This is a genomic window from Vibrio sp. 1457 (genome assembly GCF_033340195.1).
Classification (GTDB): domain Bacteria; phylum Pseudomonadota; class Gammaproteobacteria; order Enterobacterales; family Vibrionaceae; genus Vibrio; species Vibrio alginolyticus.
Genome location: NZ_JAWOWA010000001.1, coordinates 294,344 through 320,274, shown reverse-complemented (window position 1 = coordinate 320,274; position 25,931 = coordinate 294,344). Strand labels below are relative to the sequence as shown.

The window sequence follows — 25,931 nt, the reverse complement described above, 5'->3', positions numbered from 1 at the left end:
AGTTAGTTAATCGCTGAGTTGATGGGTATAAATTATTAACAAAAGCCGAAATCGGTATGGTTCAGGCTTGGTATGCATGGTCTATTTAATCGCGAACATGGAGCCGAAGTTAAAGCATTGGAACCAAACGTCATAGCTAGAAAAGCCAATTTTAGCGAAACGCTCTTTATGTTCTTTCTTTGAATCTGGGCGCATTACGTTTTCTATCGCGCTGCGCTTTTGGCTGATTTCTAGTTCGCTATAACCATTCGCACGTTTAAAGTCGTGGTGAAGGTCAATTAACAGCTCGTTCGACACTTCATCTTCGAAGACGAATTTCTCAGATAGAATCAAAATGCCGCCCGGACGAAGGCCAGCGTAAATTTTTTCGAGCAAGGAGTAACGATCTTCTGGAGAGAGGAATTGCAAAGTGAAGTTCAACACCACCACTGACGCGTTTTCAATTTCGATATTGCGAATGTCTGCTTCTACTACATCCACAGGAGTGTCACTGCGGTAAGCGTTGACGTGAAGTTTACAACGCTCAACCATTGCAGGAGAGTTGTCCACTGCGATGATTTGGCAACCTTCTTGTTTGATATGGCGACGCATAGACAATGTTGCAGCACCCAAAGAACAGCCAAGGTCATAGATGTTTGAGTGAGGTTTTACAAAACGCTCTGCCAGCATACCGATTGCAGAAATGATATTGCTGTAACCCGGTACCGATCGTTGAATCATGTCAGGAAATACTTCCGCTACGCGTTCATCGAACGTGAAATCCCCAATTTTATCGATTGGAGCCGAAAAAATAGTATCTGGATTGCTCTTAGGGTTCATAACTAAGTCTCTGCATACAAGCCGCCTGAAAATGTCAGGCACCAAAAAAGGCGCGTATTTTATGGGAATTTCGCGCCTCTGTCATGTGTTGCGTTAGAACATCTGTAACTGCGAGTTGCCATCGTCAGCTGGGAAAGGTGATAACTCAGGGAGTGTGATACGCTTTTGTATGTCTTTATATAGGTTTGCGGCCAACTCTGGCGCAATTATATTGTCTGCGGTATGGATCATGACATATGGCTGTTTACCTTCGGCAATCCATTGTGGCAACTTGTTGAGCCATGGTTTAAAAAACTCGTAATTTTGTTGTTCTTCTGGATGACCAATAAAGCGAATCAAAGGATGTGAAGCGGTAGCAATGGCGTGAACAGGGACTCGTGGTTTTTTCATTTGTGCATCAATAATCGCCTCATTGTCGGGCTTAGCGGCAAAGACTGGGCGGCTATCCATAATAATGCGGTCAATATTATTCTCTACTAACCATTGGTTAAGTGCTCGCTCTTCTTCGCCTTTGGAGAAAAATGCCATATGGCGAACCTCAACACCGAGAGGGAAGTTAGGTGGAAAGCTCGCGCAGAACTTTTTCAGTCGATCAAGGTGCTCAGGACCAAATGCGGCTGGTAATTGAATTGTCCATTGGCCTACACGGTCATGCAAAGGCTCCATGACTTTCATGAAGTCTCTCAGTTGTTCGCTGCAACCTCTTAGCATTTGCTCATGAGTAATGGCTTTAGGAAGTTTGAAAGTAAAGCGAAAATCATCGTGGGTTGCGGCTCTCCAGTTTTGCACTGTATTGAGCGTCGGTGTGGCATAAAATGTCGTGTTGCCTTCCACGGTATGAAACACTTGCGCATACCTTTCTAAACGTTCAGCGGGCTTTGTCCCGCTGCCGTAAAAACTTTGTTGCCATTGATTGTGCGACCACATTGTCAATCCAAGTCGAAGAGGTAAGTTATCCATTATTCTTTACTGCTTGCTACTCGTGTGAATACTTTACGAGAGTTTTGCTGAAATAGGTAATTTCACGCTATAATCCTCCCCAATTTTTTCGCTTTGGTGCGCTTTTGAACATTTGTTGTACTAAAAAGCACCAGTGAATGATAAAACACACGTAATTGTATGTTGAGTAGTCGATTTTCGTGGACATTCAGCGTATAACTGAATCTTTACTCTGCTTAGCAATGAGGCTGACAGAGCGTAGTTAACAACATTTGAGAGATTGGGAATTTCATTATGCGTACCCATTACTGTGGTCACCTGAACAAGTCCCTTGCAGGACAAACTGTAGAACTTTGCGGCTGGGTTAACCGTCGTCGTGATTTAGGCGGTCTTATTTTTATTGATATGCGAGATCGCGAAGGTATCGTTCAGGTAGTTGTTGATCCAGATATGGCGGATGCGTATGAAGTGGCGAACACACTTCGTAATGAATTCTGTATCAAACTAACGGGTGAAGTGCGCGTTCGCCCAGAGAGCCAAGCAAACAAAGACATGGCAACAGGTGAAGTCGAGATCCTTGCGAAAGGTCTTGAAATCATCAACCGTTCTGATGTTCTGCCTCTAGACTTCAACCAAAAGAACTCTGAAGAGCAGCGCCTGAAGTATCGTTACCTAGATCTACGTCGTCCAGAAATGAGCGACCGCATCAAGCTACGTGCTAAAGCGTCTAGCTTTGTTCGTCGTTTCCTAGATGACAACGGCTTCCTAGACATCGAAACACCAGTACTAACAAAAGCGACACCAGAAGGCGCTCGTGACTACCTAGTACCTAGCCGTGTTCACAAAGGCAGCTTCTACGCGCTTCCTCAGTCTCCACAGCTATTCAAACAGCTTCTAATGATGTCTGGTTTTGACCGTTACTACCAAATCGTTAAGTGTTTCCGTGATGAAGACTTGCGTGCTGACCGTCAACCAGAATTCACTCAGATCGATATCGAAACGTCATTCATGACGGCTGACCAAGTTCGTGCAACGACTGAGAAAATGGTTCGTGAAATGTGGCAAGAGCTACTAAACGTTGACCTAGGTGAATTCCCAGTAATGCCGTTCAGCGAAGCGATTCGTCGTTTCGGTTCGGACAAGCCAGACCTACGTAACCCACTGGAACTAGTAGACGTTGCTGACCTAGTGAAAGATGTTGAGTTCAAAGTATTCTCTGGCCCAGCAAACGACGAAAAAGGCCGTGTTGCCGTTATTCGCGTTCCAGGTGGTGCATCTTTGACTCGTAAGCAAATTGATGGCTACGGTGAATTCGTTGGCATCTACGGTGCGAAAGGTCTAGCTTGGATGAAGGTTAATGACCGTGCAGCGGGCATGGAAGGTATCCAATCTCCAGTCGCTAAGTTCCTAAATGAAGACGTGATCAACGGCATTCTAGATCGTACTCAAGCGGAATCTGGTGACATTATCCTATTTGGCGCTGATAAAGCGGGTATCGTTGCAGAAGCAATGGGTGCGCTACGTTTGAAACTAGGTAAAGACCTAGAGCTAACGGATGAGTCTGCATGGGCTCCACTATGGGTTGTTGACTTCCCAATGTTCGAAGAAGATGACGAAGGCAACCTACACGCGATGCACCACCCATTCACATCGCCTCTAGGTGTGACTGCAGAAGAGCTAAAAGCAAACCCAGCTGCGGCAAATTCTAACGCTTACGATATGGTTCTAAATGGCTACGAAGTGGGCGGCGGCTCTGTTCGTATCCACAACGCAGATATGCAAGAAGCCGTATTTGATATTCTAGGTATCACACCTGAAGAGCAACAGCTTAAGTTCGGCTTCCTGCTTGATGCGCTGAAATTCGGTACGCCTCCACATGCTGGTCTTGCATTTGGTCTAGACCGTCTAGTAATGCTGCTATGTGGCACAGAGAACATCCGTGATGTTATCGCGTTCCCTAAAACAACAGCTGCGGCGTGTCTACTAACAGACGCACCAAGTATTGCGAACCCAGCAGCGCTAGAAGAGCTAGCAATCGCAGTAACTGCAGCGAAAGAAAAAGACGCAGAATAAGCGCACAACATTTTAAGAAAACTCCCGCAACTGCGGGAGTTTTTGTTTAAATAAACCCAAGAAACTTCCAAAGCAATTTCCCAAGCAACGCTTTTTAGAACATGTTTTGTTATTAAGCGTCAAAATACATTAAAAGGTGAATTATGGCTGGTCATAGTAAATGGGCGAATATTCGTCACCGTAAAGCAGCGCAAGATGCGAAGCGCGGCAAAATCTTTACTAAATTAATCCGTGAAATCGTTGTTGCGGCAAAAGAGGGGGGCGGTGAGCCAGAAAATAACCCACGTTTGCGAGCAGCAATTGATAAAGCACTGTCTAACAACATGACACGTGACACTGTCAACCGCGCTGTCAGCCGAGGTGCTGGTGGTGAAGGCGACGACAACATGGAAACCGTGATCTATGAAGGTTATGGTCCAGGTGGTACGGCGGTCATGGTCGAATGTATGACGGATAACCGAAATCGTACGGTATCTGGCGTACGCCATGCATTCTCAAAGTCAGGCGGCAATCTGGGGACGGATGGTAGCGTCAACTATCTTTTCGACAAGAAAGGCGTGATTTCATATGGCCCAGGTTTAGATGAGGATGCGGTAATGGAAGTAGCATTAGAAAGTGGTGCTGATGACATTGAAACGGCAGAAGATGGCTCGATTGATGTCTACACGGCCCCAGGCGATTTTGGACTCGTAAAAGATGCTCTTGATGCCGCAGGGTTTGAGGCAGAGAACGCTGAGGTGTCGCTGATCCCATCTACGAAAGCAGATTTGGACGCGGATACTGCGCCAAAACTACTTCGTTTGATTGACGCTTTGGAAGATCTGGACGACGTTCAAGAGGTTTATCACAATGGTGATATCTCTGACGACGTTGCGGCTACGCTAGATTAAACTCAAGGTGTCGGGAGCGGTATTTGCTCCGAAGTTAGCAAGTAATAATAAAAAGACTGAGGCCGAATTAGGCCTCATTTTTAGGAACATTCATGTCAATTATTTTGGGCATTGACCCAGGTTCGCGCATTACCGGCTATGGGGTCATTCGTCAAAATGGACGCCACTTGCAATACCTTGGTAGTGGCTGCATTCGTACTTCAGAAAAAGAACTTCCGGGTCGGCTTAAACAGATTTATGCAGGCGTCACGGAAATCATTACCCAGTTTCAACCGGACGTTTTCGCGATCGAGCAAGTGTTTATGGCCAAAAACGCGGATTCAGCGCTAAAACTTGGCCAAGCTCGTGGCAGTGCAATTGTTGCTGCGGTGAATGCGGAGTTGCCGGTATTTGAATACGCGGCTCGTCTTATTAAGCAAGCTGTCGTCGGCACTGGTGGCGCGGACAAAGCGCAAGTTCAGCATATGGTTCAGCAGATGCTTAAATTGCCCGCCAAGCCTCAAGCGGATGCAGCCGATGCTTTAGGTGTGGCGATTTGTCATGCCAATACTAACAAGACTCTCGTTGCGTTAGCGGGCAAAGCAACCAGTGCCAGAAAAGGGCGCTACCGTTAAAATTAACTGGATGTCTATCCAGTTCTTTATTATCCTGTCGCAAATTCATTTCCAAAGAGTATTTATAGTGATTGGACGTCTTCGTGGCATACTGATTGAAAAACAACCACCTGAAGTATTAATTGAAGTTAATGGCATTGGTTATGAAGTCCAGATGCCAATGAGCTGTTTTTACGAACTGCCAAATGTTGGCGAAGAAGCCATTATTTATACTCACTTTGTTGTCCGTGAGGATGCGCAATTGCTATACGGTTTCAACACAGTAAAAGAACGAGCACTTTTCCGTGAAGTGATCAAAGCCAATGGCGTTGGTCCTAAACTCGGTCTTGGTATTCTCTCTGGTATGACAGCAACGCAATTTGTTACTTGTGTGGAACATGAAGACGTTTCTACGCTGGTTAAGCTTCCAGGCGTTGGCAAGAAAACCGCAGAGCGATTGGTTGTTGAAATGAAAGACCGCTTGAAAGGGTGGGGCGCTGGCGATCTATTTACGCCATTTACGGATGCTGCTCCTGCGGATTCTGGTGCAACATCCAACAACGCAGAAGAAGAGGCAATCAGTGCGCTTCTAGCTCTAGGTTACAAGCCGACTCAAGCGTCGAAAGTGGTATCTCAGATCGCTAAACCGGACATGAGCAGTGAGCAAATGATCCGTGAAGCTCTAAAATCAATGGTGTAACGCTGGTTGCACAGTGAACATTTGTTCAAGATAACTCATTCTCTAAGGTTAATGCCAATCGCTTAACGATGTTTTTTGTGTCATTCCAGCGAGCCTGGCGAGACTGAGAATCTAATAGCAGCACGCTGAGCGGTTAATGAAACAATTTGACCATAAATCGCTCGGATAGAAGATCCTGTATCACGCTCCTTCGTCGCTGTACAGGATGACGAGATATAGAAATATGCCACTTGCTGTTAAACGAGCGGCATTATTCTCTCAGGTAACCATTTTTCAAGGTAAAAAGATGATTGAAGCCGATCGTTTAATCGCGCCAGAAAACCCTGCCTTTCGTGATGAAGATGTCATTGATCGTGCTATTCGGCCAAAAAAATTAGCGGATTACCAAGGTCAGGACCATGTCCGTGACCAAATGGAGATCTTCATTAAAGCTGCTCAGTTACGTAGCGAAGCACTTGATCACCTTTTGATTTTTGGTCCCCCAGGTTTGGGTAAAACCACACTTGCGAATATCGTTGCCAATGAAATGGAAGTGAACATTCGCACTACTTCAGGCCCTGTACTTGAGAAAGCAGGCGATTTGGCCGCGCTGTTAACCAACCTTGAAGAAAACGATGTGTTGTTCATCGATGAGATTCACCGCTTGAGTCCGATGGTTGAAGAGGTGCTATATCCGGCGATGGAAGATTATCAACTGGATATTATGATCGGTGAAGGTCCGGCCGCTCGTTCTATTAAGATCGATTTACCACCGTTTACGTTAATTGGTGCGACGACCCGAGCGGGCTCTTTGACGTCACCATTGCGCGATCGCTTTGGTATTACTCAGCGCCTTGAGTTTTATAAGATAAAAGACCTCCAAGATATTGTGCAGCGAAGCGCGGATTGTTTAGGTTTATCAATGGAACCTGAAGGTGCATTGGAAGTGGCAAGACGTGCGCGTGGCACACCACGTATTGCTAACCGTTTGCTACGCCGTGTTCGTGATTATGCGGAAGTGAAAGGCAATGGTCACATTTGTGCCGATGTTGCCGATAAGGCGTTGAATATGCTTGATGTGGACGCCGAAGGCTTCGATTACATGGACCGTAAGCTACTACTCGCGATTATGGAAAAATTTGGTGGTGGTCCGGTCGGGCTCGACAACATGGCAGCGGCGATAGGTGAAGAAAAGGACACTATTGAAGACGTTCTTGAACCTTATCTTATTCAGCAAGGTTATTTACAACGCACTCCGCGTGGAAGAATCGCGACAGATCGCGCGTATTTGCATTTCGGAATTGAAAAATAAGATTCCCTCGCTGGGCCTTTGTTGCCCAGCGCTTCATTAAAGTTGACCAAACTCACATTTTTTGAATTTTTTCTCATACTGGTTTAGTAAGTAAAAAGCATTGATTGTTAACTCGATGTTTGCTTGCAACTGGTTAATTTCTCTCCTGATTACTCTCTCTTAACATCCGTATCCAATACTGGTTGATCTAGATCAATGTGATGGATTTTTGTGCAAATTCCGCGCATAAACATTGATGTATATCAAAGCGCGTTACGGCTATAAACCTTTTGAAACAATCTGTTTTTACAAGTAATATTAGCCCCAGCTATATTAGCTGATGCTTAACAATTAACTAACCAATGAAGCACATTTTTGCAACAATGAGTTGTGATAATTCAACATTTTTCAAGTGTAAATAACACCTGAATATGGATTGCAATATGTAGAGAGTGTCATTCAGCCGACACATAGGAGTTACCATGATTGACGTAGTTGATCTATCGCGGTTGCAGTTTGCACTGACAGCGATGTATCACTTCCTATTCGTACCATTGACCCTTGGTATGGCCTTCCTTCTGGCCATTATGGAATCGATGTACGTAATGACGAACAAGCAAATCTATAAGGACATGACCAAGTTCTGGGGTAAGCTATTCGGTATTAACTTTGCACTTGGTGTGGCGACAGGCCTTACCATGGAGTTCCAGTTTGGTACGAACTGGTCTTACTACTCCCACTATGTAGGTGATATCTTCGGTGCACCGCTAGCGATCGAAGCACTTGTCGCATTCTTCCTGGAGTCAACTTTTGTTGGTCTATTCTTCTTCGGGTGGGATCGTCTATCTAAACGCCAACACTTAGCGGTTACCTGGCTTGTGGCACTAGGCTCTAACTTCTCTGCTCTTTGGATTCTTATCGCAAACGGCTGGATGCAAAACCCAGTAGGCGCAGATTTCAACTTCGAAACCATGCGAATGGAAATGGTGAGCTTCTCTGAGGTTGTACTAAACCCAGTTGCTCAGGTTAAGTTCGTGCATACGGTTGCTTCTGGTTACACTTGTGGCGCAATGTTTATTCTAGGCATCAGTTCATACTACCTATTAAAAGGTCGTGACATTGCGTTTGCTCGTCGTTCGTTTGCTATTGCTGCTTCTTTCGGTATTGCAGCTATCTTATCTACCATCGTTCTTGGTGACGAATCTGGCTACGAGCTTGGTGAAGTTCAAAAAGTGAAACTCGCTGCAATTGAAGCAGAGTGGCACACTGAACCTGCACCTGCCGCATTTACGTTATTTGGTGTTCCTAACCAGGAAACGATGCATACCGATTACGCAATTAAGATCCCTTACGTAATGGGTATTATCGCGACACGCTCTTTTGATGAGCAAGTAACAGGTCTTCGTGATTTACGTGATGAACACGTCGATCGTATTCGTGACGGCATGTACGCTTATGAACTTCTAGAGAAGCTTCGTGCGGGCGACAAGTCAGAAGAAAACATGACTGCGTTTGATGAAGTGAAAGGTGACCTAGGTTACGGTCTACTTCTAAAACGCTACACAGACAATGTTGTTGATGCAACAGAAGAGCAAATCCAAGCTGCTGCGGACGACTCAATCCCAACAGTATGGCCGCTATTCTGGTCATTCCGTATCATGGTTGCTTGTGGCTTCATCATGTTGTTTGTCTTTGGTGCGGCGTTTATCCAAACGTGTCGTCAGAAGATTGAACAGAAACAATGGATTCTAAAAGCTGCACTATTTAGCATTCCACTACCTTGGATTGCAATTGAAGCGGGTTGGTTCGTCGCTGAGTACGGCCGTCAACCTTGGGCTGTAGGTGAAATTTTACCAGTGCATGTTGCAGCTTCTGCACTAACTGCAGGTGAAATCTGGACTTCACTCTTCGCAATTCTGGCGCTATACACGGTATTCCTGATTGCAGAAGTTTACCTAATGTTGAAATTCGCTCGTAAAGGACCAAGTAGCCTGAAAACGGGTCGCTACCACTTCGAGCAAAATGCTGACTCTGTTGAAGACAAAGTTAGTCGCCAAGTAGAAGCGTAAGGTAAGGAGATAACAAGATGTTTGATTACGAAATCTTGCGACTCATCTGGTGGGTACTAATCGGTGTTCTACTAGTTGGTTTTGCAGTAACAGACGGCTTCGATATGGGTGTAGGCGCGCTTGTACCTATCATCGGTAAAAACGACACGCAACGCCGTGTCATGATTAACTCAATTGCTCCTCACTGGGATGGTAACCAAGTTTGGCTTATCACTGCTGGTGGTGCACTGTTCGCTGCTTGGCCTTTGGTTTACGCAACGTCATTTTCAGGCTTCTACTTAGCGATGATTTTGACACTAGCAGCGCTATGGCTTCGTCCTCTGGGCCTAGACTACCGCTCTAAAATCGAAGATCCAAAATGGCGCAATACCTGGGATATCTGTATCTCAATCAGTGGTTTTGTTCCGCCAATCATCTTTGGTGTAGCGTTTGGTAACCTTCTACAAGGTGTACCATTCCAATTGAGTGAGTTCTTGATGCCAACATACCATGGCTCATTCTTTGGTCTACTAAACCCATTTGCACTGTTGTGTGGTCTAGTAAGCTTGTTCATGATTTTGATGCAAGGTTCTACTTGGCTACAAATGAAAACAACAGGCGAAGTGCATGTGCGTGCGCGCAACGTTGCTCAGTTGGCTGGTTTACTGACGGTTGCTGCGTTTGTAGCGGCTGGTTTCTGGATCCAAAATATCGATGGCTACGTCATTGTTGGCGGTATCGACACTAACGCTGCTTCTAACCCTCTAAACAAAGAGGTTATCCGTGAAGCTGGTGCGTGGATGAAGAACTTTGAAAACTACCCACTACTATGGGCTGCTCCTGTATTAGGTGTTGCAATGCCGCTTCTCGCTGTATTGGCATCTCGTCTTGAAAAATGTGCGATTTCGTTCATTACTTCAAGCTTGGGTGTTGCTGGTGTTATCTTTACTGCAGGTTTTGCGATGTTCCCATTCATCATGCCTTCAGACTTAATGCCAAGCCACAGCTTAACAATGTGGGATGCAACGTCATCTGAGCTGACTCTGAACCTAATGACAGGCGTTGCGTTTGTTATGGTGCCAATCATCCTTGGTTACACATCTTGGACTTACTACAAGATGTTTGGTCGCCTTGATGACCAGTACATTGAAGACAACAAAAACTCACTTTACTAAGGAGCATTTACTATGTGGTATTTCGCATGGATTCTAGGTGTACTACTTGCTTGTGCATTCGGTATCATCAACGCTCTTTGGCTAGAGCACTCAGAAATGATGGATAAAGACAGTGAGTAACCTCGCTGATAAGGTAGCGAAACTTCACGCACCAATGGATAAGACTCTGCTACGAGTCTTATCTCTCATCCTTGGCTTTATGCACGTAGGATTGGTGATGTGGGACCCTGAAGCTTACCATCAAGCAATTGGTGGTTTTAACTCAATCGTCGCACCAGCACTGATTTGGTCTGTATGTTCAAGCATGGTGTATGGGGTGGGCTTCAAGCCAAGAAACTGGTACTGGCAAGTTTTGTTTAGTCCTTATTTCTCGTTAGCTATCTTAATTTATCTAACGGCACTTTATTTCATTTAGGCTGAAATATGCTGTAATAAAGTCGGTTACTAAATCATCGAATAAAAGCTAGGTATCTCGCCTAGCTTTTATTTTTTCTACAAATTTCAAAAATATTTCCTTAGCTCGGTACCAATTGCTGTCGCTTCAGTTATAGTAATTACTTTAAAGAATTGAATATATTGGTACTCCCTTGCAAGGCACATCAAATCTCTTTCACTGGCCGATCACCGTGTACTATGAAGACACTGATGCGGGCGGTGTTGTATATCATTCTAATTATCTAAAATTCTTTGAGCGCGCACGGACAGAGATGTTACGTGCTAAAGGCATTTCTCAACATGTGTTACTGGAACAAAATATCGGCTTTGTTGTCCGACACATGGATATCGATTTCAACCAAGGGGCTAGGCTGGACGAGCATCTGACAGTCGTAACCCGAGTGTCAGAAATAAAACGTGCTTCTCTGCAATTCTGTCAAGAGTTGGTCAATGTTCAAGGCAAGATATTGTGCAAGGCCTCGGTTAAGGTAGCATGTATCGATAATAAGAAAATGAAACCAATAGCTATTCCAACCTTTATAAATTCGGAGCTAACAAATAGTGACTGCTGATATTTCCATTTTAGATCTCTTTCTTCAGGCCAGTCTGTTGGTAAAGCTTGTGATGCTGACGTTGCTTGGCATGTCAATTGTGTCATGGGCAATGATCATCAAGCGCAGCAAAGTGCTTTCTCAAGCATCAAAAAATGCAGAGCAGTTTGAAGACAAATTTTGGTCGGGTACTGATCTTTCTCAGCTTTACCAAAAAGTAAAAGCGCGTAAAGACGAAATTGAAGGCACAGAAGAAATCTTCTACGCAGGTTTTACAGAGTTTGCTCGCCTACGTAAGAGCAACGCAAATTCACCAGCTTACATCATGGAAGGCACTGGCCGCGCAATGCGCGTTGCTGTTTCTCGTGAAGTAGATGAGCTAGAAACAAGCTTACCGTTTTTGGCAACAGTCGGTTCTATAAGCCCTTATATCGGCCTATTTGGTACCGTTTGGGGCATCATGCACGCCTTTATTGCGCTGGGTGAAGTAAAGCAAGCTACGTTGTCTATGGTTGCACCGGGTATCGCCGAGGCACTTATCGCGACAGCGATGGGGCTATTTGCGGCTATTCCGGCAGTAATGGCGTACAACCGCCTAAGCAATAAAGTGAGTAAACTAGAGCACACTTACGCAACATTTTCTGAAGAATTCCACAGCATCCTTCATCGTCAAGCGATGGCTGGCCGAGACAGCGCGGATAAGGAATAAAGCATGGCGGGTTATCAACCTAAAAAGCGAAAAATGACAGCGGAGATCAACGTTGTTCCGTATATCGACGTAATGCTCGTACTGTTGATCATTTTTATGGCGACCGCTCCATTTGTGACTCAAGGCGTCGACGTTGATCTTCCGAAAACATCGACCGCAGAATCTATGCAAGACCTTGCTGGCGAGACTGACAGTAGCTTTATTATCATCGAAATTGATAGCGAGGGTAATTTAGGCCTAAGCGTAAATGATGAAGAAGTTCAGCGAGGTTTGTCGTTGCAAGATGTTATTGTGCGAGTGAAAGCGGAGCGAGAGGTTAAGCCAGATTCACCAGTTGCGGTAGGTGGCGACGCGGCAACACCATATGCCGATGTTGTTCTATTGCTAGATGAACTAAGTCGAGCTGGTATCCCTAAGGTAGGTCTAATGACCGATATCAGGGAATAGACATCAATTATCTATGAAAGATCACAAGAACAAACCCAACCAATACACCAAACCGATAGCAATATCGGTTGGTTTGCATGCAATTCTAGTTGCAGCCCTGCTTTGGGGGACGGACTTCAATATGTCTAAACCAGAGCCTACAGGGCAAATGGTTCAAGCTGTTGTCATCGATCCAAAACTTGTGCAGCAACAAGCGAAAGAAATTCGCCAGCAACGCGAAAAGGCAGCGAAAAAAGAACAAGAGCGTCTTGATAAACTGAGACGCGAAGCAGAGCAGCTAGAAAAAAACCGCAAAGCTGAAGAAGAGCAAATTCGCAAGTTGAAAGAGCAGCAAGCGAAAGATGCTCAAGCGGCACGAGAAGCAGAAGCTGCGCGTAAGAAAAAAGAGCAAGAGCGCAAGCAGGAAGAAGAACGTGTTCGCAAAGAAAAAGAGCGAGCTGCTAAGCTAGAAAAAGAGCGCAAGGAAAAAGAAGAAGCCGTGCGTAAAGCTGAACAGCAGCGTTTAGCAAAAGAGGCGGCTATCGCAAAAGCTGAGCAAGAACGTTTAGCTCGTGAAAAAGCAGCAAAAGAAGCGGAAGAAAAAGCACGTCGTGAGCGTGAAGCAGCTGAAAAAGCTGAACAAGAGCGCATCGCAAAAGAGAAAGCGGCAAAAGAGGCAGCGGAGCGAGAGCGTAAAGCGAGAGAAGCAGCTGAGCGTGCCGAGCGTGAGCGTAAAGCTCAAGAAGCCGCGTTAGATGATATTTTTGCGGGTCTCGAGGATGAGGTCAGTAAAAACAGTGCTGCGCGCAATCAATTTATTGACGACGAACTTTCTCGTATGTCATCCATCTATACTCAAAATATTCAGCAAAAGCTGATTAAGGATGACTACTTGCTGGGAAAGGAGTGTAGGGTAAACATCAAATTGATTCCGACAGGAACTGATATGATGGTCTCTGGTGTTACCGTTTTGAGTGGTGATGCTCGAGTATGTGCTGCGGCGAAGCGAGCAATAGCTCAGGTAGGGACGTTCCCTAAATCTTCAGAATCAGCGGTCAATGAAAGACTAAAAGACATCAACATAACTGTTGCTTTGGACTAAAAGGAATAAGACGTGATTAGACGCCTTTTACTAGGAATGTTTGTACTGTTTAGCAGTATGACAAATGTGGCGAATGCCGCATTAGAGTTGGTCATTACCGATGGTATTGATTCAGCACGACCAATTGCTGTTGTTCCGTTTAAGTGGGAGGGCACACAAGCGCTTCCAACGGATGTTTCTGCTGTTATCGCCTCGGATTTACAACGTAGTGGTAAATTTAGCCCAGTTCCAACGAGCAAAATGCCACAAACACCGTTCAGTGAATCAGAAGTTAATTTTGATGCTTGGACCAATTTAGGCGTGGATGCGCTATTGACTGGTTCAATCAAGCAAAACGACCAAGGTGACTACGTTATCAACTATCAACTTGTTGATATTGTGCGTGGTCAGTTAACGGGTGGGAAGAGTAAGGCGCTTGGTAGTGACGGTGAATTGGTTCTGTCAAAAGATCATGTGCTGTTCAATAAAGTAGCCACTGTTCAAGGGCCTCGTATGCGTGAGTACGCTCACCGTATCTCTGATTTGGTGTATGAGCAGTTGACTGGCGACCGTGGCGCTTTCATGACTCGTATCGCATATGTGGTAGTGAACGATAAAGACCGTTTCCCTTACCAACTTCGAGTCGCTGATTACGATGGCTACAATGAGCGTCTGGTTTTACGCTCTAAGCAACCATTAATGTCACCAGCGTGGTCCCCCGATGGTAAAAAGCTTGCGTATGTTAGCTTCCAAAATGGCCAAGCAGAAATCTTCATAATGAACATCTACACCGGTGAACGTGAGAAAATTACTTCATACCCACGTCACAATGGTGCACCAAGATTTTCGCCTGATGGCAATAAGTTAGCGATTGTTCTTTCTAAAACAGGCTCGCTTCATGTTTATACGTTTGACCTTAACACTCGTAAACTGACGCAAATTACGCGTGGCAGATCAAATAATACGGAACCGTTCTGGCATCCGGATGGAAAATCGTTGATTTTCACATCGGATAGGGGTGGTAAACCACAGATTTATCAAGTAAATTTGGGCAGCGGTTCTATTGACCGTTTGACTTGGCAAGGCAGCCAAAATTTGGGTGGTCAGATTACTCCTGATGGGCGATTCCTAGTTATGGTGAACCGCAGCAACGCAGGATTTAATTTGGCGAAACAAGATTTGGAAACTGGTGCTCTTCAAGTCTTAACTAAGACCTTGCTTGATGAGTCTCCTAGTATTGCCCCAAACGGTGGCATGGTTGTGTATAGCTCGATTTACAACAAGAAAAACGTACTATCGATGGTGTCAATTGATGGTCGATTCAAAGCTAGATTACCGGCAACAAATGGGCGTGTTCGAGCGCCTGCATGGTCACCGTTTTTGTAGTAATAAGTTTGATTAATAAAGGAAAATAAGATGCAACTGAACAAGGTTCTAAAAGGGCTACTAATCGCGCTTCCTGTAATGGCTGTTACAGCGTGTAGTTCAAGCGACGACGCTGCTTCTAACACTGGTGCAGCAACAAACAACAATGGCGCAGTGGAAACAACAGTAGCTACGCCAATTGATCAAAGCGGTCAGTTGACAGAGCAAGAGCTAAAAGAGCAAGCGCTACGTGAAACTCAAACAATCTACTTTGCTTTTGACAACTCAACAATTGCAGCAGATTACGAAGAGATGCTAGCGGCTCACGCTTCTTACCTAAGCAAGAACCCAGCACTTAACGTAACTATCGAAGGTCACGCTGATGAGCGCGGTACACCTGAGTACAACATTGCTCTAGGTGAGCGTCGTGCACAAGCAGTAGCGAACTACCTACAAGCACTAGGTGTTCAAGCTGACCAAATCTCAATCGTTAGCTACGGTGAAGAGAAGCCACTTCTTCTAGGTCAATCAGATGAAGTTTACGCTAAGAACCGTCGCGCGGTTCTAGTATACTAATTCGAGGTAATCCTCATGTTCAGTAACACTAAGCGCGCTGTTGCGCTTACGTTACTGGCAAGTGCAGCGAACTTTGCGTTCGCTGCACCAGCTCCAGTATCTGATCTCAACAGCACATCATCCGTCTCTAAGAGCCGTTCATCTGAAACGGAAGTAGAGCGTCTAGAACGTTTGCTCCAAAACCGCAATCGCGTTCAGCTCCAAATGCAACAGCAAATTGACCAAATGTCACAAGAGATCAGTGAATTACGTGGTCAATTAGAGCGAAATAGCTACGAAATGAAGCAAATGTTGCAACGTCAACGAGAGTTGTTTGTCGAGCTGGATCGTGTTCGTGGAGAGATAAAATCCGCGCCTGCGCAAGAAGCGAAACCGGCTAAAACAGGTGGTCAGTACACACCAAATGTTGATGAGCAAACGGCATACCAAAATGCAGTCGACCTCATCCTCAAGAAACGTGACTACACTGGCGCAATTGCAGCGTTCCAGCAGTTCCAGAAAGATTATCCTGATTCTACATATTCAGCGAATTCTCACTACTGGCTAGGTCAGTTGTACTTCGCTAAAAAGCAGGATGAGGATGCAGTGAAAAGTTTTGCCGCTGTTGTGTCTTATAAAGACTCCAATAAGCGAGCCGATGCGTTGCTTAAGTTAGGCGAAATCGCTGAGCGTAATAACAATGCAGCTCAAGCGAAAAAGTACTACCAACAAGTGGTTGATGAATACCCAGGTAGTGCATCTGCAAAACTTGCCAGCTCTAAGCTGTAAGACGTTATGTTTTGAAAAGGAAGCTTCGGCTTCCTTTTTCTTTTCCATTTTCTGTTGGTGCAGAACGGCTAAGTCGATAGCAATGATGCAGAGCCTCTGACCTTATGTTGCACCGAATTTCGCTACTCGGAAATGCTACCTGTAACAAAGATATACGGCTAGACCGCTAGAAATCCCCGCGACAAGTTGGTTTTTGAAAATTAACGAGGTTACAATACTCGGATTAAAGGAAGTTGCGTAGAGCAAGAGCAATGAGCCATATATTAGATAAAATCGACACTGTTTACCCATTCCCACCGAAACCAGTTCCATTAAGCGAAGAAGAAAAAGCATCTTACATTGAGCGTATTAAAAAGTTACTCAAAGAAAAAGATGCGGTACTTATCGCGCACTACTATACCGACCCTGAGATTCAAGCCCTAGCTGAAGACACTGGCGGGTTTGTTGGTGACTCGTTGGAAATGGCGAAGTTTGGTAATCGTCACCCTGCAAGTACATTGATTATTGGTGGTGTTCGCTTTATGGGCGAGTCGGCCAAAATTCTGACACCAGAAAAGCGCATTCTAATGCCAACGTTGGAAGCGGAATGTTCGCTTGACCTTGGCTGTCCTGCGGATAAGTTCAGCGAGTTTTGTGATGCTCACCCTGATCATACGGTTGTAGTTTACGCAAACACCTCAGCAGCGGTTAAAGCCCGTGCCGACTGGGTCGTTACATCGAGTATTGCGCTTGAAATCGTGGAGCACTTAGACGCTGAAGATAAGCCAATTATTTGGGGACCAGACCGTCACCTAGGATCGTACATCGCTAACAAAACTGGCGCAGATATGCTGCTTTGGCAGGGTGAGTGTGTGGTTCATGATGAGTTCTCTGCTGATGCGCTACGCAAAATGAAGAGCGTGTATCCAGATGCGGCTATTTTGGTTCACCCTGAGTCACCAGCAAGCGTCGTAGAACTTGCCGATGCTGTTGGATCAACGAGTCAGCTGATCAAAGCAGCGAAAGAGCTTCCTCACAAACAAATGATCGTTGCGACAGACAAAGGTATTTTCTTTAAAATGCAGCAACTTGTGCCAGAAAAAGAACTTATCGAAGCACCAACCGCAGGTGCAGGCGCAACATGTCGCAGCTGTGCACACTGTCCTTGGATGGCAATGAACGGTTTGAAAGCAATTGAGAAAGCGCTTAGTGAAAGTGGTGAAGAGCACGAAATTTTTGTTGATGAAGAACTGCGTGCTAAATCCCTTATACCGCTTAACCGCATGCTAGATTTTGCTGAGCAGCTAAATATGCAAGTGAAAGGTAATGCTTAAAAAGTAGGCGTAACTGAAAGTAAATCTCAAAAACCAGCCGAATATGGCTGGTTTTTTTGTGTCTTACTATCAATGAGTTACTATTGATGCAATCAATGAATATCGAGGTCATAAATTTATGGCGGTGTGGTTAGTAGTTAAAAAGTGGCTTAGTTCACACCTTTTTAAATTGAGCAACCGAAGCCTTCTCATCTTTAGTGGCTTATATGTGAGCCTTTCATGGTGGCTGCTGGTTCTCGCTGGTGAAACAGCATTAACAGACAGTTTCGCTAACTTTATCTATTACCTCATGGTTACGGCGAGTACGGTGGGTTATGGCGACCATTCTCCAGTAACAGATATGGGGAAATGGGTTGTCGTACTATTTGTAATCCCCGGCGGTTTGAGCTTATTCGCCGCATTATTGGGGCGTGTCGCTGGATCAGCGATGGACTATTGGCGAGCGGGTATTTTAGGAAAACGGAGAGTAAGAGTGGAAAACCATATTGTATTGTTGGGCTGGAATGGATCGAGAACGATGCACCTTATTCGCATGTTACAACATGAAGAAGAGGGAAAGCGCCCGATTGTTTTATGCAGCCGTTCAGAAATAGAGAACCCGTTACCTGGCGAAATCAGTTTTATCAAAGTGACCAGTTATACCGATTCGCAAGAAATGAAAAACGCCAATATTGCCGAAGCCGCTTGCATTATTGTGGATAATCTCTCGGACGACATTACCTTGTCAGCCGCTCTATACTGCGCATCTGTAAACCCTTCCGCTCATTTGGTCGCTTACTTTAAAGATGAAGCGCTAGGCCGACTTCTAAGTCAGCATTGCCCGAAAGCGGAATGCATACCTGCTGTTGGCGCAGAAATGTTGGCAAAAGCGGCGGTTGACCCGGGCTCAAGTGCGCTTCATCAGGAGCTTTTGGCTTCAACACGAGGTATGACGCAATACTCAGTTATTTATCCCGAGGGTCAGTCTGCCACCACTATTGAGAATCTCTTCGTTTTTCTCAAAAGACGCCATCATGCCACGCTGATTGCTTTTGATATTGGCGATGGTATTCAACTCAACCCAGATTTAGATGCTGAAGTACCCGCGAGTACCAAGCTGTTTTACATTGCAGATGAACGTATTGAAGATTTTGCCTGGAAAGAAATGAACAAGGAACAATAATGCACATGATTGCCGGCCTGTTAGCAGGCTTCCCAAACTTTTTACTCTATTTCTCTGTTTCTATTATTTTTGTATTGGCGTTTAAGTTCATCTACGTCAAGTTGACGCCATACGATGAGTGGCATCTGATCAAAGAAAAACAAAATACAGCAGCAGCGATTGCGCTAAGTGGGGCCTTCCTTGGTTATTGTCTCGCGATTTCGGGGGCGGCAAAAAACTCGGTCAATATCGTCGATTTTATGGTGTGGGGCGTTGTTGCAATGCTTGCTCAAATTATCGCATTTGCAATTGTACGCTTTATTTTACTTCCGAAAGTGGCAGAGCGTATCGAAAAAGATGAACTGCCAGCCGGTATTGTATTAGCCGCAGTTTCTGTTTCGGTCGGCGTATTGAATGCCGCTTGCATGACTTACTAGGAGGAACGATGAAGCGGAGTTCTAACGTTAAACGTTCTTCCATGGACAAAAGCTTAAAGCTTGGGAAAATTCTTCCCTTTGCTGCCTTTGGTGGTATTTTCTTCTTTGCTACGTACGAGTCAAAAACAGAAGGGTACATTTTTTCTGATGCTGATGAGTGTAAATCTAACTCGCCTGAGTTTAGTGAACAGTGTGACATTGCATACCAAGAAGCTTTAGCTCGTGCCGAACAAAATGCCCCTCGCTACCGCAGCGAGTTCGAATGCGAGAATGATTTCTACGAGGATGATTGTTACTACAGTTCCAGTTCCCGAGCTTATGTACCTAACTTTGGCGGTTTTTTTTACAGTCGCTCATTAAGCGGGTTGAAAGGTTATAACAAGAGCTATTACTCAGAGCCGATGTACCGTTATAAATCCAAATTCTATAATGGAGCAGGACAATTCTTTGGCTCCTACCGAAATCAGCCGACCAAAGTTGCGACGAATAGCCTTAATAAACGTGGTGGCGGCACCATTGGCAGGGCGATGTCTCGAGGCGGGTTTGGTAAAGCGGTGTCGGTCAGTCGAGGCGGTTAAAAAGCACTATGTTTCGACGAGAAATACAAGAGCGCGAAAACTGGCGTGAATTAGCACGCCAGTTTGGTTTTGGTTTCCATACCATGTATGACCAACCGTATTGGGATGAGAGTGCTTACTATCAATTCACGCTGGAGCAAATTGAGCGCGATATAGAAGCGCCCACTGAAGAGCTGCATCAGATGTGCCTGGCTATTGTGGATGAAGTCGTTCGGAGTGAGCGGTTGCTGACGCAATGTGCGATCCCTGAATCTATGTGGGAGCAGGTCGCTTCTTCATGGAGACGAAGCGAACCTTCGCTTTATTCGCGGCTGGATTTCGCGTACAACGGGACCTCGCCAGCAAAATTACTGGAAAACAATGCGGATACGCCAACCAGCTTGTTTGAAACTGGCTTTTGGCAGTGGGTGTGGCTAGAAGATGTTGTAAATAAAGGTCGAGTTCACCAGAGCGCGGATCAATTCAATATTCTTCAAGACTTTTTGATCGAGCGCTTTGCCGAAATAGCAAAATACCAACCAGGACAAACACTTCACTTTAGCTGCTGCAAGTACACTGAAGAAGATAAAGGGACTGTCCAGTATTTAGAGGATTGCGCGCGAGAGGCAGGGTTAGCAACGGCATTCGTGCATGTCGAAGATATTGGAGTGACGGAAGATGGTCTGTTTGTGGATGCTGACGACAGAGCGATTCGTTGGATGTTTAAGTTTTACCCTTGGGAGTTTATGTTTGAAGAGGAATATGCGAAGTACTTAGCGACTGCGAACGTAAACTGGTTAGAACCGATGTGGAAGTCGATTCTATCCAATAAAGCACTTTTACCGTTATTGTGGGAGCGCTTTCCTAACCACCCGAACCTTTTGCCCGCTTATTTTGCTAACGATTCAAAAGCGAACACTATGAGAGATTATGTCATCAAGCCACTATTTTCTCGAGAGGGCGCGAACATCGAGATCGTCATCGATGGAAAACGTTTTGTTAAAACGTCAGGGCCTTATGAATCTAAATTTAATATCGTCCAGCAATACCATCCACTACCTAAGTTTGGGCAAAACCATACGTTAATTGGCAGTTGGTTGGTCAATGATAGAGCTGCCGGTATTTCGATTAGGGAAGACAGTAGCTTAGTGACTCAAGATATGGCGCGGTATATTCCACATGTAATTTTAACATGATCAAAAAAGCTCTCCATTTGGAGAGCTTTTTGTCTATTCAGCCGTTCAATCTTGATGGTCGACAGCGTTGCGTCTATTGTTCTTCAGCTAATGCAACACCGCGCTGGGTAAGACCACATAACATCACTGGCATTGCATTGAAGATTTCCTCAAACTGCTCTAAGCCTTCCATACCTTGTTCGGCCAATGTTTCAATGGTCGTTTCTGGGTCGTAAAGCATAGTAAGAGAAAGTAAAACACCACCGAGTAGGGCATTATCTTCGCTATCCTCAGGCATCAACGTTTCCCAGTCATCACGCGCAAGTTGCCAGCCTTGTAATACACCTTCACAGAAATCGCGAGCCTGACTTGTTACAATGTCTTGCTCATCTAGCGCGCACCCTGCAGGCCACTGCCAAGTGCCTTCTAGGAGAGCGGGACGAGTTTGGTTCCACATTTGTACAATCTCGTCAATGTACTGCTCTAGTTGTTCACCGTCAGTAAATGGCGCTGTTTCTTCTCCACCCCATAAGAATGGCAACCACTCTTGAGGCATTAATACGTTTGGCGCTGCAGCCATCGCTGTTACAAAGCCTTGAGTTTTTGCTAGGTTTAGTAGTTTACCGTCAAGTTCTGGGAGAGAAAGGATGTCTTGTAGTTTCAAAATAGAATACCATTTGTTAATGGGCTGGTTGATTGCGCTCATCTTACCAATCAATTAGTGATAAATCGATATTAGGGAATGATTCACACATCTATGGAAATTCGCTCATCACTTAGAAAAAAAAGCATTCTCGCCCTAACACTTTACCTGTGCTTCTTTATCGCCACTATCGGTTCTGTCGCCTATTTGGTTGTTGAGCCACCGGTTAGACAAAAGCTAGAGCAAAACCTAGAGTTACGTACCCAACTCCTGGCTCTTGAGATAAAAGAGCCCCTCCTCAGTTCTACAGGTGTATTGAGCAGCTTAGTAGGGCTAGCCCAAGGGACTGAAAATATTCAATCTCTCAACACAATAATTCCACATATACTTCAATTGAGTGACAAGATGCTTGTTAGTGGTGGCGTATGGCCTAAACCCGAACTCAAAGCAGAACAATGGAGATATAAAAGTCTATTCTTCAATAAAAACAGTGATAGTGGTATTGACCAAATTCACTCCTACAATAACCCCGAATCTGGCGGTTATGATAATGAAGCCTGGTATGTCGCTGCCGCCGATGCTCCGGTAGGTTCTGTTAGTTGGTCTACGGTTTACATCGATACCTTTACTCAGGTCCAGATGATTACCGCGTCTTCTCCGTACTACCAAAACGGTCGATTCGCTGGAGTTGTAACGGTAGACCTATCACTTGATGCACTTTTTCAGTTTATTCGAGAGCACACGAACCAGCATTCTTTGGGGGTAGTGGTTCGCGATGCTGACTCAAACGTGATTATTGAACACAACTTTCAACTGACGGACGAAATTTATGTCAGCGAGCTTGATTTCGGAGAGTTCGATTGGCGCATGGAAGTTGTCAACGCAAAAGCTAAAGTCGCCGATCAAGTGTTTGAACAAGTGATGAGCGTTGAGGGGAGGATCATTCCATTTTTGCTCTTGTGTGTCTTGGTCGGTTACTACTTACTGAATCGCTATATTGTTGAACCAATTGTTCGCATTGCCGCTAAGATTGATGACTCGAAAACTGGTGGGATCATAGATATTGACTACGATAGCGATGACGAAATCGGACAGCTTATCGAGAAGTTCAATGAAAAGACGATCTATTTAGAGCAGGAGAGAATAAAAGCTCAGGCTTCGACAAACGCTAAAACGGCATTCTTAGCCACATTGTCCCACGAGATTCGCACACCAATGAACGGTGTACTAGGAACTGCCCAGATACTGTTAAAAACACCACTTACCGATGAGCAGCGTAAGCACCTGAGAACACTTTATGATTCAGGTGATCACATGATGACATTACTCAATGAGATTTTAGATTACTCAAAAATTGAACAAGGGCATGTTGAGTTTGAAAATAAGCCTTTCCCAATTGAGTCGATTATCGGCAGTATCAAGAGTGTTTATCAAACTCTATGTGCAGAAAAAGGTCTTCGCTTTAGAGTCGTCTCGCATTTACCAACGGGTCGTTGGTACAACAATGACAAAGCCCGTTTGCGTCAAGTACTGTTCAATCTACTCAATAACGCTGTTAAGTTCACCGATCGTGGCATCGTAGAGGTAGAGCTAGCCGAGAAATCGAGTAAGGCAGGCACCAAGCTGATACTAAAGGTAAAAGATACAGGAATTGGTATTTCAAAAGAGGCACAAAAACGCATTTTTCGTCCTTTTGAGCAAGCGGAGTCATCAACGACTAGACGGTTTGGTGGTACAGGGCTTGGTTTAGCAATAGTCAAAGAAATCGCGGAACATATGGGTGGGCAAGTGGTTGTAGAGAGTCAGGAGGACGCTGGAACGACTTTTACTGTCGAAATTGCCCTTACACCTTGCAAGCCGGGTAAAGTAGAGTCAATCAATACACATAAATTGAACTGTAAAGGGTTGAAAGCACTCATTGTTGAAGACAACCGAACAAATGCGATCATTATGGAAACTTTCCTCCGAGCCAAGGGCTTTGAGTGCACAAGTGTCGAAAATGGTCAGCTTGCAGTCGATGAGGTTGCGAGCAAACCATTTGATTTGATACTGATGGATAATCATATGCCTGTTCTAGATGGCGTTGGGGCCATATCAGCCATTCGAGCAATGAGTTCACCTGCTAAGTCGGTACTGATTTTTGGCTGTACAGCGGATGTGTTCAAAGAAACACAAGAACGTATGATTAATGTAGGAGCAGACCACATAATAGCGAAACCAATAGTGGAGTCTGAATTAAATGATGCACTGTATCTTCATGCGACACAGTTATATCAGTACCAATCGGACTTTGATGGAAATGCAGCAGATAGCTTTAATGCTGAAAAGTGGTTACTCAACTTCTATGTCGCTCTAGATAATGGACATCTTAATGAAGCACTTGAGGCTATTTCAGCGATCATTGCGGAGGCTCCCCTTGAACTCAGTGACGACGTTTCTTCAGTCGCTGAACGGATAAGAAGTAACTTAAAGCGTCAGCAATCCCCAGACCAAGATGATATCGATACATTAACGATTTTGCTGGCCTCACCATAACTGAATCAATATGGCGCAACTGTGAATTGTTCTTACTATTCATACGTCATCCAGCTTCGTGACAAACTCTTCTAACCTGCAATGAACAGGCTTGCAGTTTTACTTTTACGAGTAAAGCAGCAAGACCTTCTACTGTGATTATATCGGTAATACTCTGAATTTTCGCAGCTTGGTAGCATAAGCTATAGGAGTGACTGTTTACAGTCCGAGTTTTGTTCTAACTTTACGTCAAAATAATTATCGTAACCCCTTTTTATGTAAGTGAAATCCGTGTTTTTGTACCATTTTTACGTAATTTTAGGCGTTTTTACTCGTCATTGGTGAAAAAAACTACTTTTACTTTAAAAGTTGGTTATAAATTTACAACTTAATTTTAAATACAGAGCCATAAGCTAGTTTTTGTGTGTTCTAATTGCATCATTAACTGGCTTGGTATCTTTTTAGTGGTTAATAGTTTTATTATTTTTATTAATTGCAGTGTTTGATTTTAAGGGTTTTGTAAATGAAGTCTCGTGGACCATTTTGTATTCGTCACGCCGCAGCGGATACCTTTGCTATGGTTGTTTTTTGCTTTATCACAGGGATGATTGTCGAGATTTTGATTTCAGGGATGACATTTGAGCAATCTCTAGCATCGCGTACGCTATCGATTCCAGTGAATATCGCCATTGCTTGGCCGTATGGGGTTTTTCGTGATTGGGTGCTGCATCAAGGTAGTAAGGTGTCACCGTCTTCCTTTATGAAAAACATCTCTGATCTGGTCGCTTATGTACTATTTCAATCTCCAGTTTATGCGGGTATCTTATTCGCAGTTGGCGCGTCTACAGATCAAATTGTGACCGCGGTGGCAAGTAACGCTGTTATTTCTTGTGGCATGGGTGTGTTGTATGGGTACTTCTTGGACATGTGCCGCCGTTGGTTCCGTGTTCCCGGTTATTCTCAAAGCATCTAAATGCCCCAGTTTTGCTCAATTTAGTTACTTAGTGAGCAATCGATTCGAAAAGGGCGCTTTTTTTTATGTTTAGCCTTGACCATCAGGCACATAATCATTAAATTAGCGCCTCGTTAGCCAATGATGCTAACCAAAATTTGATTCGGTGAGTTGTCCGAGTGGCTGAAGGAGCACGCCTGGAAAGTGTGTATACGGCAACGTATCGAGAGTTCGAATCTCTCACTCACCGCCACATTCTAAAAGGTCTGATTTATCAGGCCTTTTTTCGTATCTACACTAAAGTAATGCGTCATTGAAAGTACACAAGAGTGCTCAAGGTGCAAGCGCCATTCTATCTACAAGCCAACTATTCACATCTCACCTCGATACAACGCCAAAATTGAAGATGCTATACAGAGGCCGCCATAATCTGATTGGTGCGGGTTAGCCTATCCGCTTTAATCTAGAATTTAGCAGCCATATCACATGAGGTATGAATACGGCCACAAGAATGAACGTAGTGCTACTAGATGCTAAGCAAAACAGCCATGAACACGAATACAACAGCAATCATACCAAAGAGATCTGTGTTTGGATTGAGGTCATCAGGGTTAAATTTTTCAATGCTTTGCGTCGTTTTGCATCTTATCTTCATGTTCTTGTCCTTATTTCATGTACGATTTCAACAGCAACATAACATGCAATTGAGTGTTCACAAGTCATAAAAAGCATAAGTATACTTGTACCTCATTGAGCGCAAAAAATACTCAAAGCGTTTTAA

Annotated in this window: 27 protein-coding genes and 1 tRNA gene; 24 read left to right on the top strand and 4 right to left on the bottom strand. The window is 44.6% G+C overall.

Annotated elements, in window-relative coordinates; all coding sequences use genetic code 11:
* Positions 1 to 81: 81 nt before the first annotated feature.
* Together cmoA and R7Z41_RS01475 are read right to left on the bottom strand one after the other, a co-directional pair.
* Positions 82 to 819 (bottom strand): carboxy-S-adenosyl-L-methionine synthase CmoA, encoded by a 738-nt coding sequence (gene cmoA, locus R7Z41_RS01480; protein ID WP_017635063.1) that lies wholly within the window; start codon positions 817 to 819, stop codon positions 82 to 84.
* 93 nt (positions 820 to 912) lie between these two features.
* Positions 913 to 1,746 (bottom strand): DUF72 domain-containing protein, encoded by an 834-nt coding sequence (locus tag R7Z41_RS01475; RefSeq protein WP_225455363.1) that lies wholly within the window; start codon positions 1,744 to 1,746, stop codon positions 913 to 915.
* A gap of 306 nt (positions 1,747 to 2,052) precedes the next feature.
* Between R7Z41_RS01475 and aspS the strand changes: the two genes are divergently transcribed.
* From aspS to R7Z41_RS01370, 21 genes are all read left to right on the top strand, one after another.
* Complete coding sequence (gene aspS / locus R7Z41_RS01470) at positions 2,053 to 3,831, top strand: aspartate--tRNA ligase (protein WP_005378401.1); 1,779 nt, start codon at positions 2,053 to 2,055, stop codon at positions 3,829 to 3,831.
* Positions 3,832 to 3,974: 143 nt separating this feature from the next.
* Entirely contained in the window at positions 3,975 to 4,721 is a 747-nt protein-coding gene (locus R7Z41_RS01465; RefSeq protein WP_005378402.1) for a YebC/PmpR family DNA-binding transcriptional regulator, read from the top strand.
* A 92-nt stretch (positions 4,722 to 4,813) separates the two neighbouring features.
* The gene (gene ruvC, locus R7Z41_RS01460) at positions 4,814 to 5,335 is read left to right on the top strand and encodes a crossover junction endodeoxyribonuclease RuvC (RefSeq protein ID WP_005387909.1); all 522 of its coding nucleotides are present in this window, start codon (positions 4,814 to 4,816) and stop codon (positions 5,333 to 5,335) included.
* A gap of 67 nt (positions 5,336 to 5,402) precedes the next feature.
* Complete coding sequence (gene ruvA, locus R7Z41_RS01455) at positions 5,403 to 6,014, top strand: Holliday junction branch migration protein RuvA (RefSeq protein WP_005378313.1); 612 nt, start codon at positions 5,403 to 5,405, stop codon at positions 6,012 to 6,014.
* A gap of 286 nt (positions 6,015 to 6,300) precedes the next feature.
* Entirely contained in the window at positions 6,301 to 7,305 is a 1,005-nt protein-coding gene (ruvB, locus tag R7Z41_RS01450) for a Holliday junction branch migration DNA helicase RuvB (protein WP_005378312.1), read from the top strand.
* Between the two features lie 461 nt (positions 7,306 to 7,766).
* On the top strand, positions 7,767 to 9,353 hold the full coding sequence (gene cydA, locus R7Z41_RS01445) for a cytochrome ubiquinol oxidase subunit I (RefSeq protein WP_005378311.1): 1,587 nt from the start codon (positions 7,767 to 7,769) through the stop codon (positions 9,351 to 9,353).
* 17 nt (positions 9,354 to 9,370) lie between these two features.
* A complete protein-coding gene (gene cydB, locus R7Z41_RS01440) occupies positions 9,371 to 10,507 on the top strand; it encodes a cytochrome d ubiquinol oxidase subunit II (RefSeq protein ID WP_006742909.1) in 1,137 nt (378 codons plus the stop codon).
* Positions 10,508 to 10,519: 12 nt separating this feature from the next.
* Complete coding sequence (gene cydX, locus R7Z41_RS01435; RefSeq protein WP_000270284.1) at positions 10,520 to 10,627, top strand: cytochrome bd-I oxidase subunit CydX; 108 nt, start codon at positions 10,520 to 10,522, stop codon at positions 10,625 to 10,627.
* Entirely contained in the window at positions 10,620 to 10,922 is a 303-nt protein-coding gene (gene ybgE, locus R7Z41_RS01430; RefSeq protein ID WP_017820043.1) for a cyd operon protein YbgE, read from the top strand. Before cydX ends, ybgE begins: the two co-directional genes overlap by 8 nt.
* A gap of 172 nt (positions 10,923 to 11,094) precedes the next feature.
* Positions 11,095 to 11,514 (top strand): tol-pal system-associated acyl-CoA thioesterase, encoded by a 420-nt coding sequence (ybgC, locus tag R7Z41_RS01425; RefSeq protein WP_054576384.1) that lies wholly within the window; start codon positions 11,095 to 11,097, stop codon positions 11,512 to 11,514.
* The gene (gene tolQ, locus R7Z41_RS01420; protein WP_005378301.1) at positions 11,504 to 12,202 is read left to right on the top strand and encodes a protein TolQ; all 699 of its coding nucleotides are present in this window, start codon (positions 11,504 to 11,506) and stop codon (positions 12,200 to 12,202) included. The genes ybgC and tolQ overlap by 11 nt, the downstream gene beginning before the upstream one ends.
* A 3-nt stretch (positions 12,203 to 12,205) precedes the next feature.
* Positions 12,206 to 12,649, top strand: a complete 444-nt coding sequence (locus R7Z41_RS01415; RefSeq protein ID WP_005378298.1) for an ExbD/TolR family protein — start codon at positions 12,206 to 12,208, stop codon at positions 12,647 to 12,649.
* A 13-nt stretch (positions 12,650 to 12,662) separates the two neighbouring features.
* On the top strand, positions 12,663 to 13,730 hold the full coding sequence (gene tolA, locus R7Z41_RS01410) for a cell envelope integrity protein TolA (RefSeq protein WP_170897172.1): 1,068 nt from the start codon (positions 12,663 to 12,665) through the stop codon (positions 13,728 to 13,730).
* A gap of 12 nt (positions 13,731 to 13,742) precedes the next feature.
* The gene (tolB, locus tag R7Z41_RS01405; protein WP_005387925.1) at positions 13,743 to 15,095 is read left to right on the top strand and encodes a Tol-Pal system beta propeller repeat protein TolB; all 1,353 of its coding nucleotides are present in this window, start codon (positions 13,743 to 13,745) and stop codon (positions 15,093 to 15,095) included.
* A 30-nt stretch (positions 15,096 to 15,125) separates the two neighbouring features.
* A complete protein-coding gene (gene pal / locus R7Z41_RS01400; RefSeq protein ID WP_005378293.1) occupies positions 15,126 to 15,650 on the top strand; it encodes a peptidoglycan-associated lipoprotein Pal in 525 nt (174 codons plus the stop codon).
* 15 nt (positions 15,651 to 15,665) lie between these two features.
* A complete protein-coding gene (ybgF, locus tag R7Z41_RS01395) occupies positions 15,666 to 16,418 on the top strand; it encodes a tol-pal system protein YbgF (protein ID WP_005387926.1) in 753 nt (250 codons plus the stop codon).
* Positions 16,419 to 16,669: 251 nt separating this feature from the next.
* Entirely contained in the window at positions 16,670 to 17,731 is a 1,062-nt protein-coding gene (nadA, locus tag R7Z41_RS01390; RefSeq protein WP_225477383.1) for a quinolinate synthase NadA, read from the top strand.
* A 118-nt stretch (positions 17,732 to 17,849) separates the two neighbouring features.
* Complete coding sequence (locus tag R7Z41_RS01385; RefSeq protein ID WP_053349446.1) at positions 17,850 to 18,893, top strand: potassium channel protein; 1,044 nt, start codon at positions 17,850 to 17,852, stop codon at positions 18,891 to 18,893.
* Positions 18,893 to 19,309 carry a DUF350 domain-containing protein gene (locus tag R7Z41_RS01380; protein ID WP_005378281.1) on the top strand — a complete coding sequence of 139 codons (417 nt, stop codon included), beginning with the start codon at positions 18,893 to 18,895 and terminating at the stop codon, positions 19,307 to 19,309. The genes R7Z41_RS01385 and R7Z41_RS01380 overlap by 1 nt, the downstream gene beginning before the upstream one ends.
* An 8-nt stretch (positions 19,310 to 19,317) precedes the next feature.
* A complete protein-coding gene (locus R7Z41_RS01375) occupies positions 19,318 to 19,887 on the top strand; it encodes a DUF1190 domain-containing protein (RefSeq protein ID WP_025766906.1) in 570 nt (189 codons plus the stop codon).
* An 8-nt stretch (positions 19,888 to 19,895) separates the two neighbouring features.
* Positions 19,896 to 21,062 carry a glutathionylspermidine synthase family protein gene (locus R7Z41_RS01370; RefSeq protein ID WP_225477385.1) on the top strand — a complete coding sequence of 389 codons (1,167 nt, stop codon included), beginning with the start codon at positions 19,896 to 19,898 and terminating at the stop codon, positions 21,060 to 21,062.
* Between the two features lie 73 nt (positions 21,063 to 21,135).
* Here the strand turns inward: R7Z41_RS01370 and R7Z41_RS01365 are convergent, their stop codons facing one another.
* Positions 21,136 to 21,747 carry a YecA family protein gene (locus R7Z41_RS01365; RefSeq protein WP_005378278.1) on the bottom strand — a complete coding sequence of 204 codons (612 nt, stop codon included), beginning with the start codon at positions 21,745 to 21,747 and terminating at the stop codon, positions 21,136 to 21,138.
* 51 nt (positions 21,748 to 21,798) lie between these two features.
* On the opposite strand from R7Z41_RS01365, the gene R7Z41_RS01360 reads away from it, so the two are divergent.
* The 3 genes from R7Z41_RS01360 (at position 21,799) to R7Z41_RS01350 (ending at position 25,403) form a co-directional block, all read left to right on the top strand.
* The gene (locus R7Z41_RS01360; RefSeq protein ID WP_054576387.1) at positions 21,799 to 24,219 is read left to right on the top strand and encodes a hybrid sensor histidine kinase/response regulator; all 2,421 of its coding nucleotides are present in this window, start codon (positions 21,799 to 21,801) and stop codon (positions 24,217 to 24,219) included.
* Positions 24,220 to 24,721: 502 nt separating this feature from the next.
* A complete protein-coding gene (locus tag R7Z41_RS01355; protein WP_054575116.1) occupies positions 24,722 to 25,171 on the top strand; it encodes an L-alanine exporter AlaE in 450 nt (149 codons plus the stop codon).
* A 144-nt stretch (positions 25,172 to 25,315) separates the two neighbouring features.
* Positions 25,316 to 25,403, top strand: a tRNA-Ser gene (locus R7Z41_RS01350).
* A gap of 273 nt (positions 25,404 to 25,676) precedes the next feature.
* On the opposite strand, the gene R7Z41_RS01345 is transcribed toward R7Z41_RS01350, so the two are convergent.
* A complete protein-coding gene (locus R7Z41_RS01345) occupies positions 25,677 to 25,805 on the bottom strand; it encodes a hypothetical protein (protein ID WP_017635045.1) in 129 nt (42 codons plus the stop codon).
* Between the last annotated feature and the right edge of the window lie 126 nt (positions 25,806 to 25,931).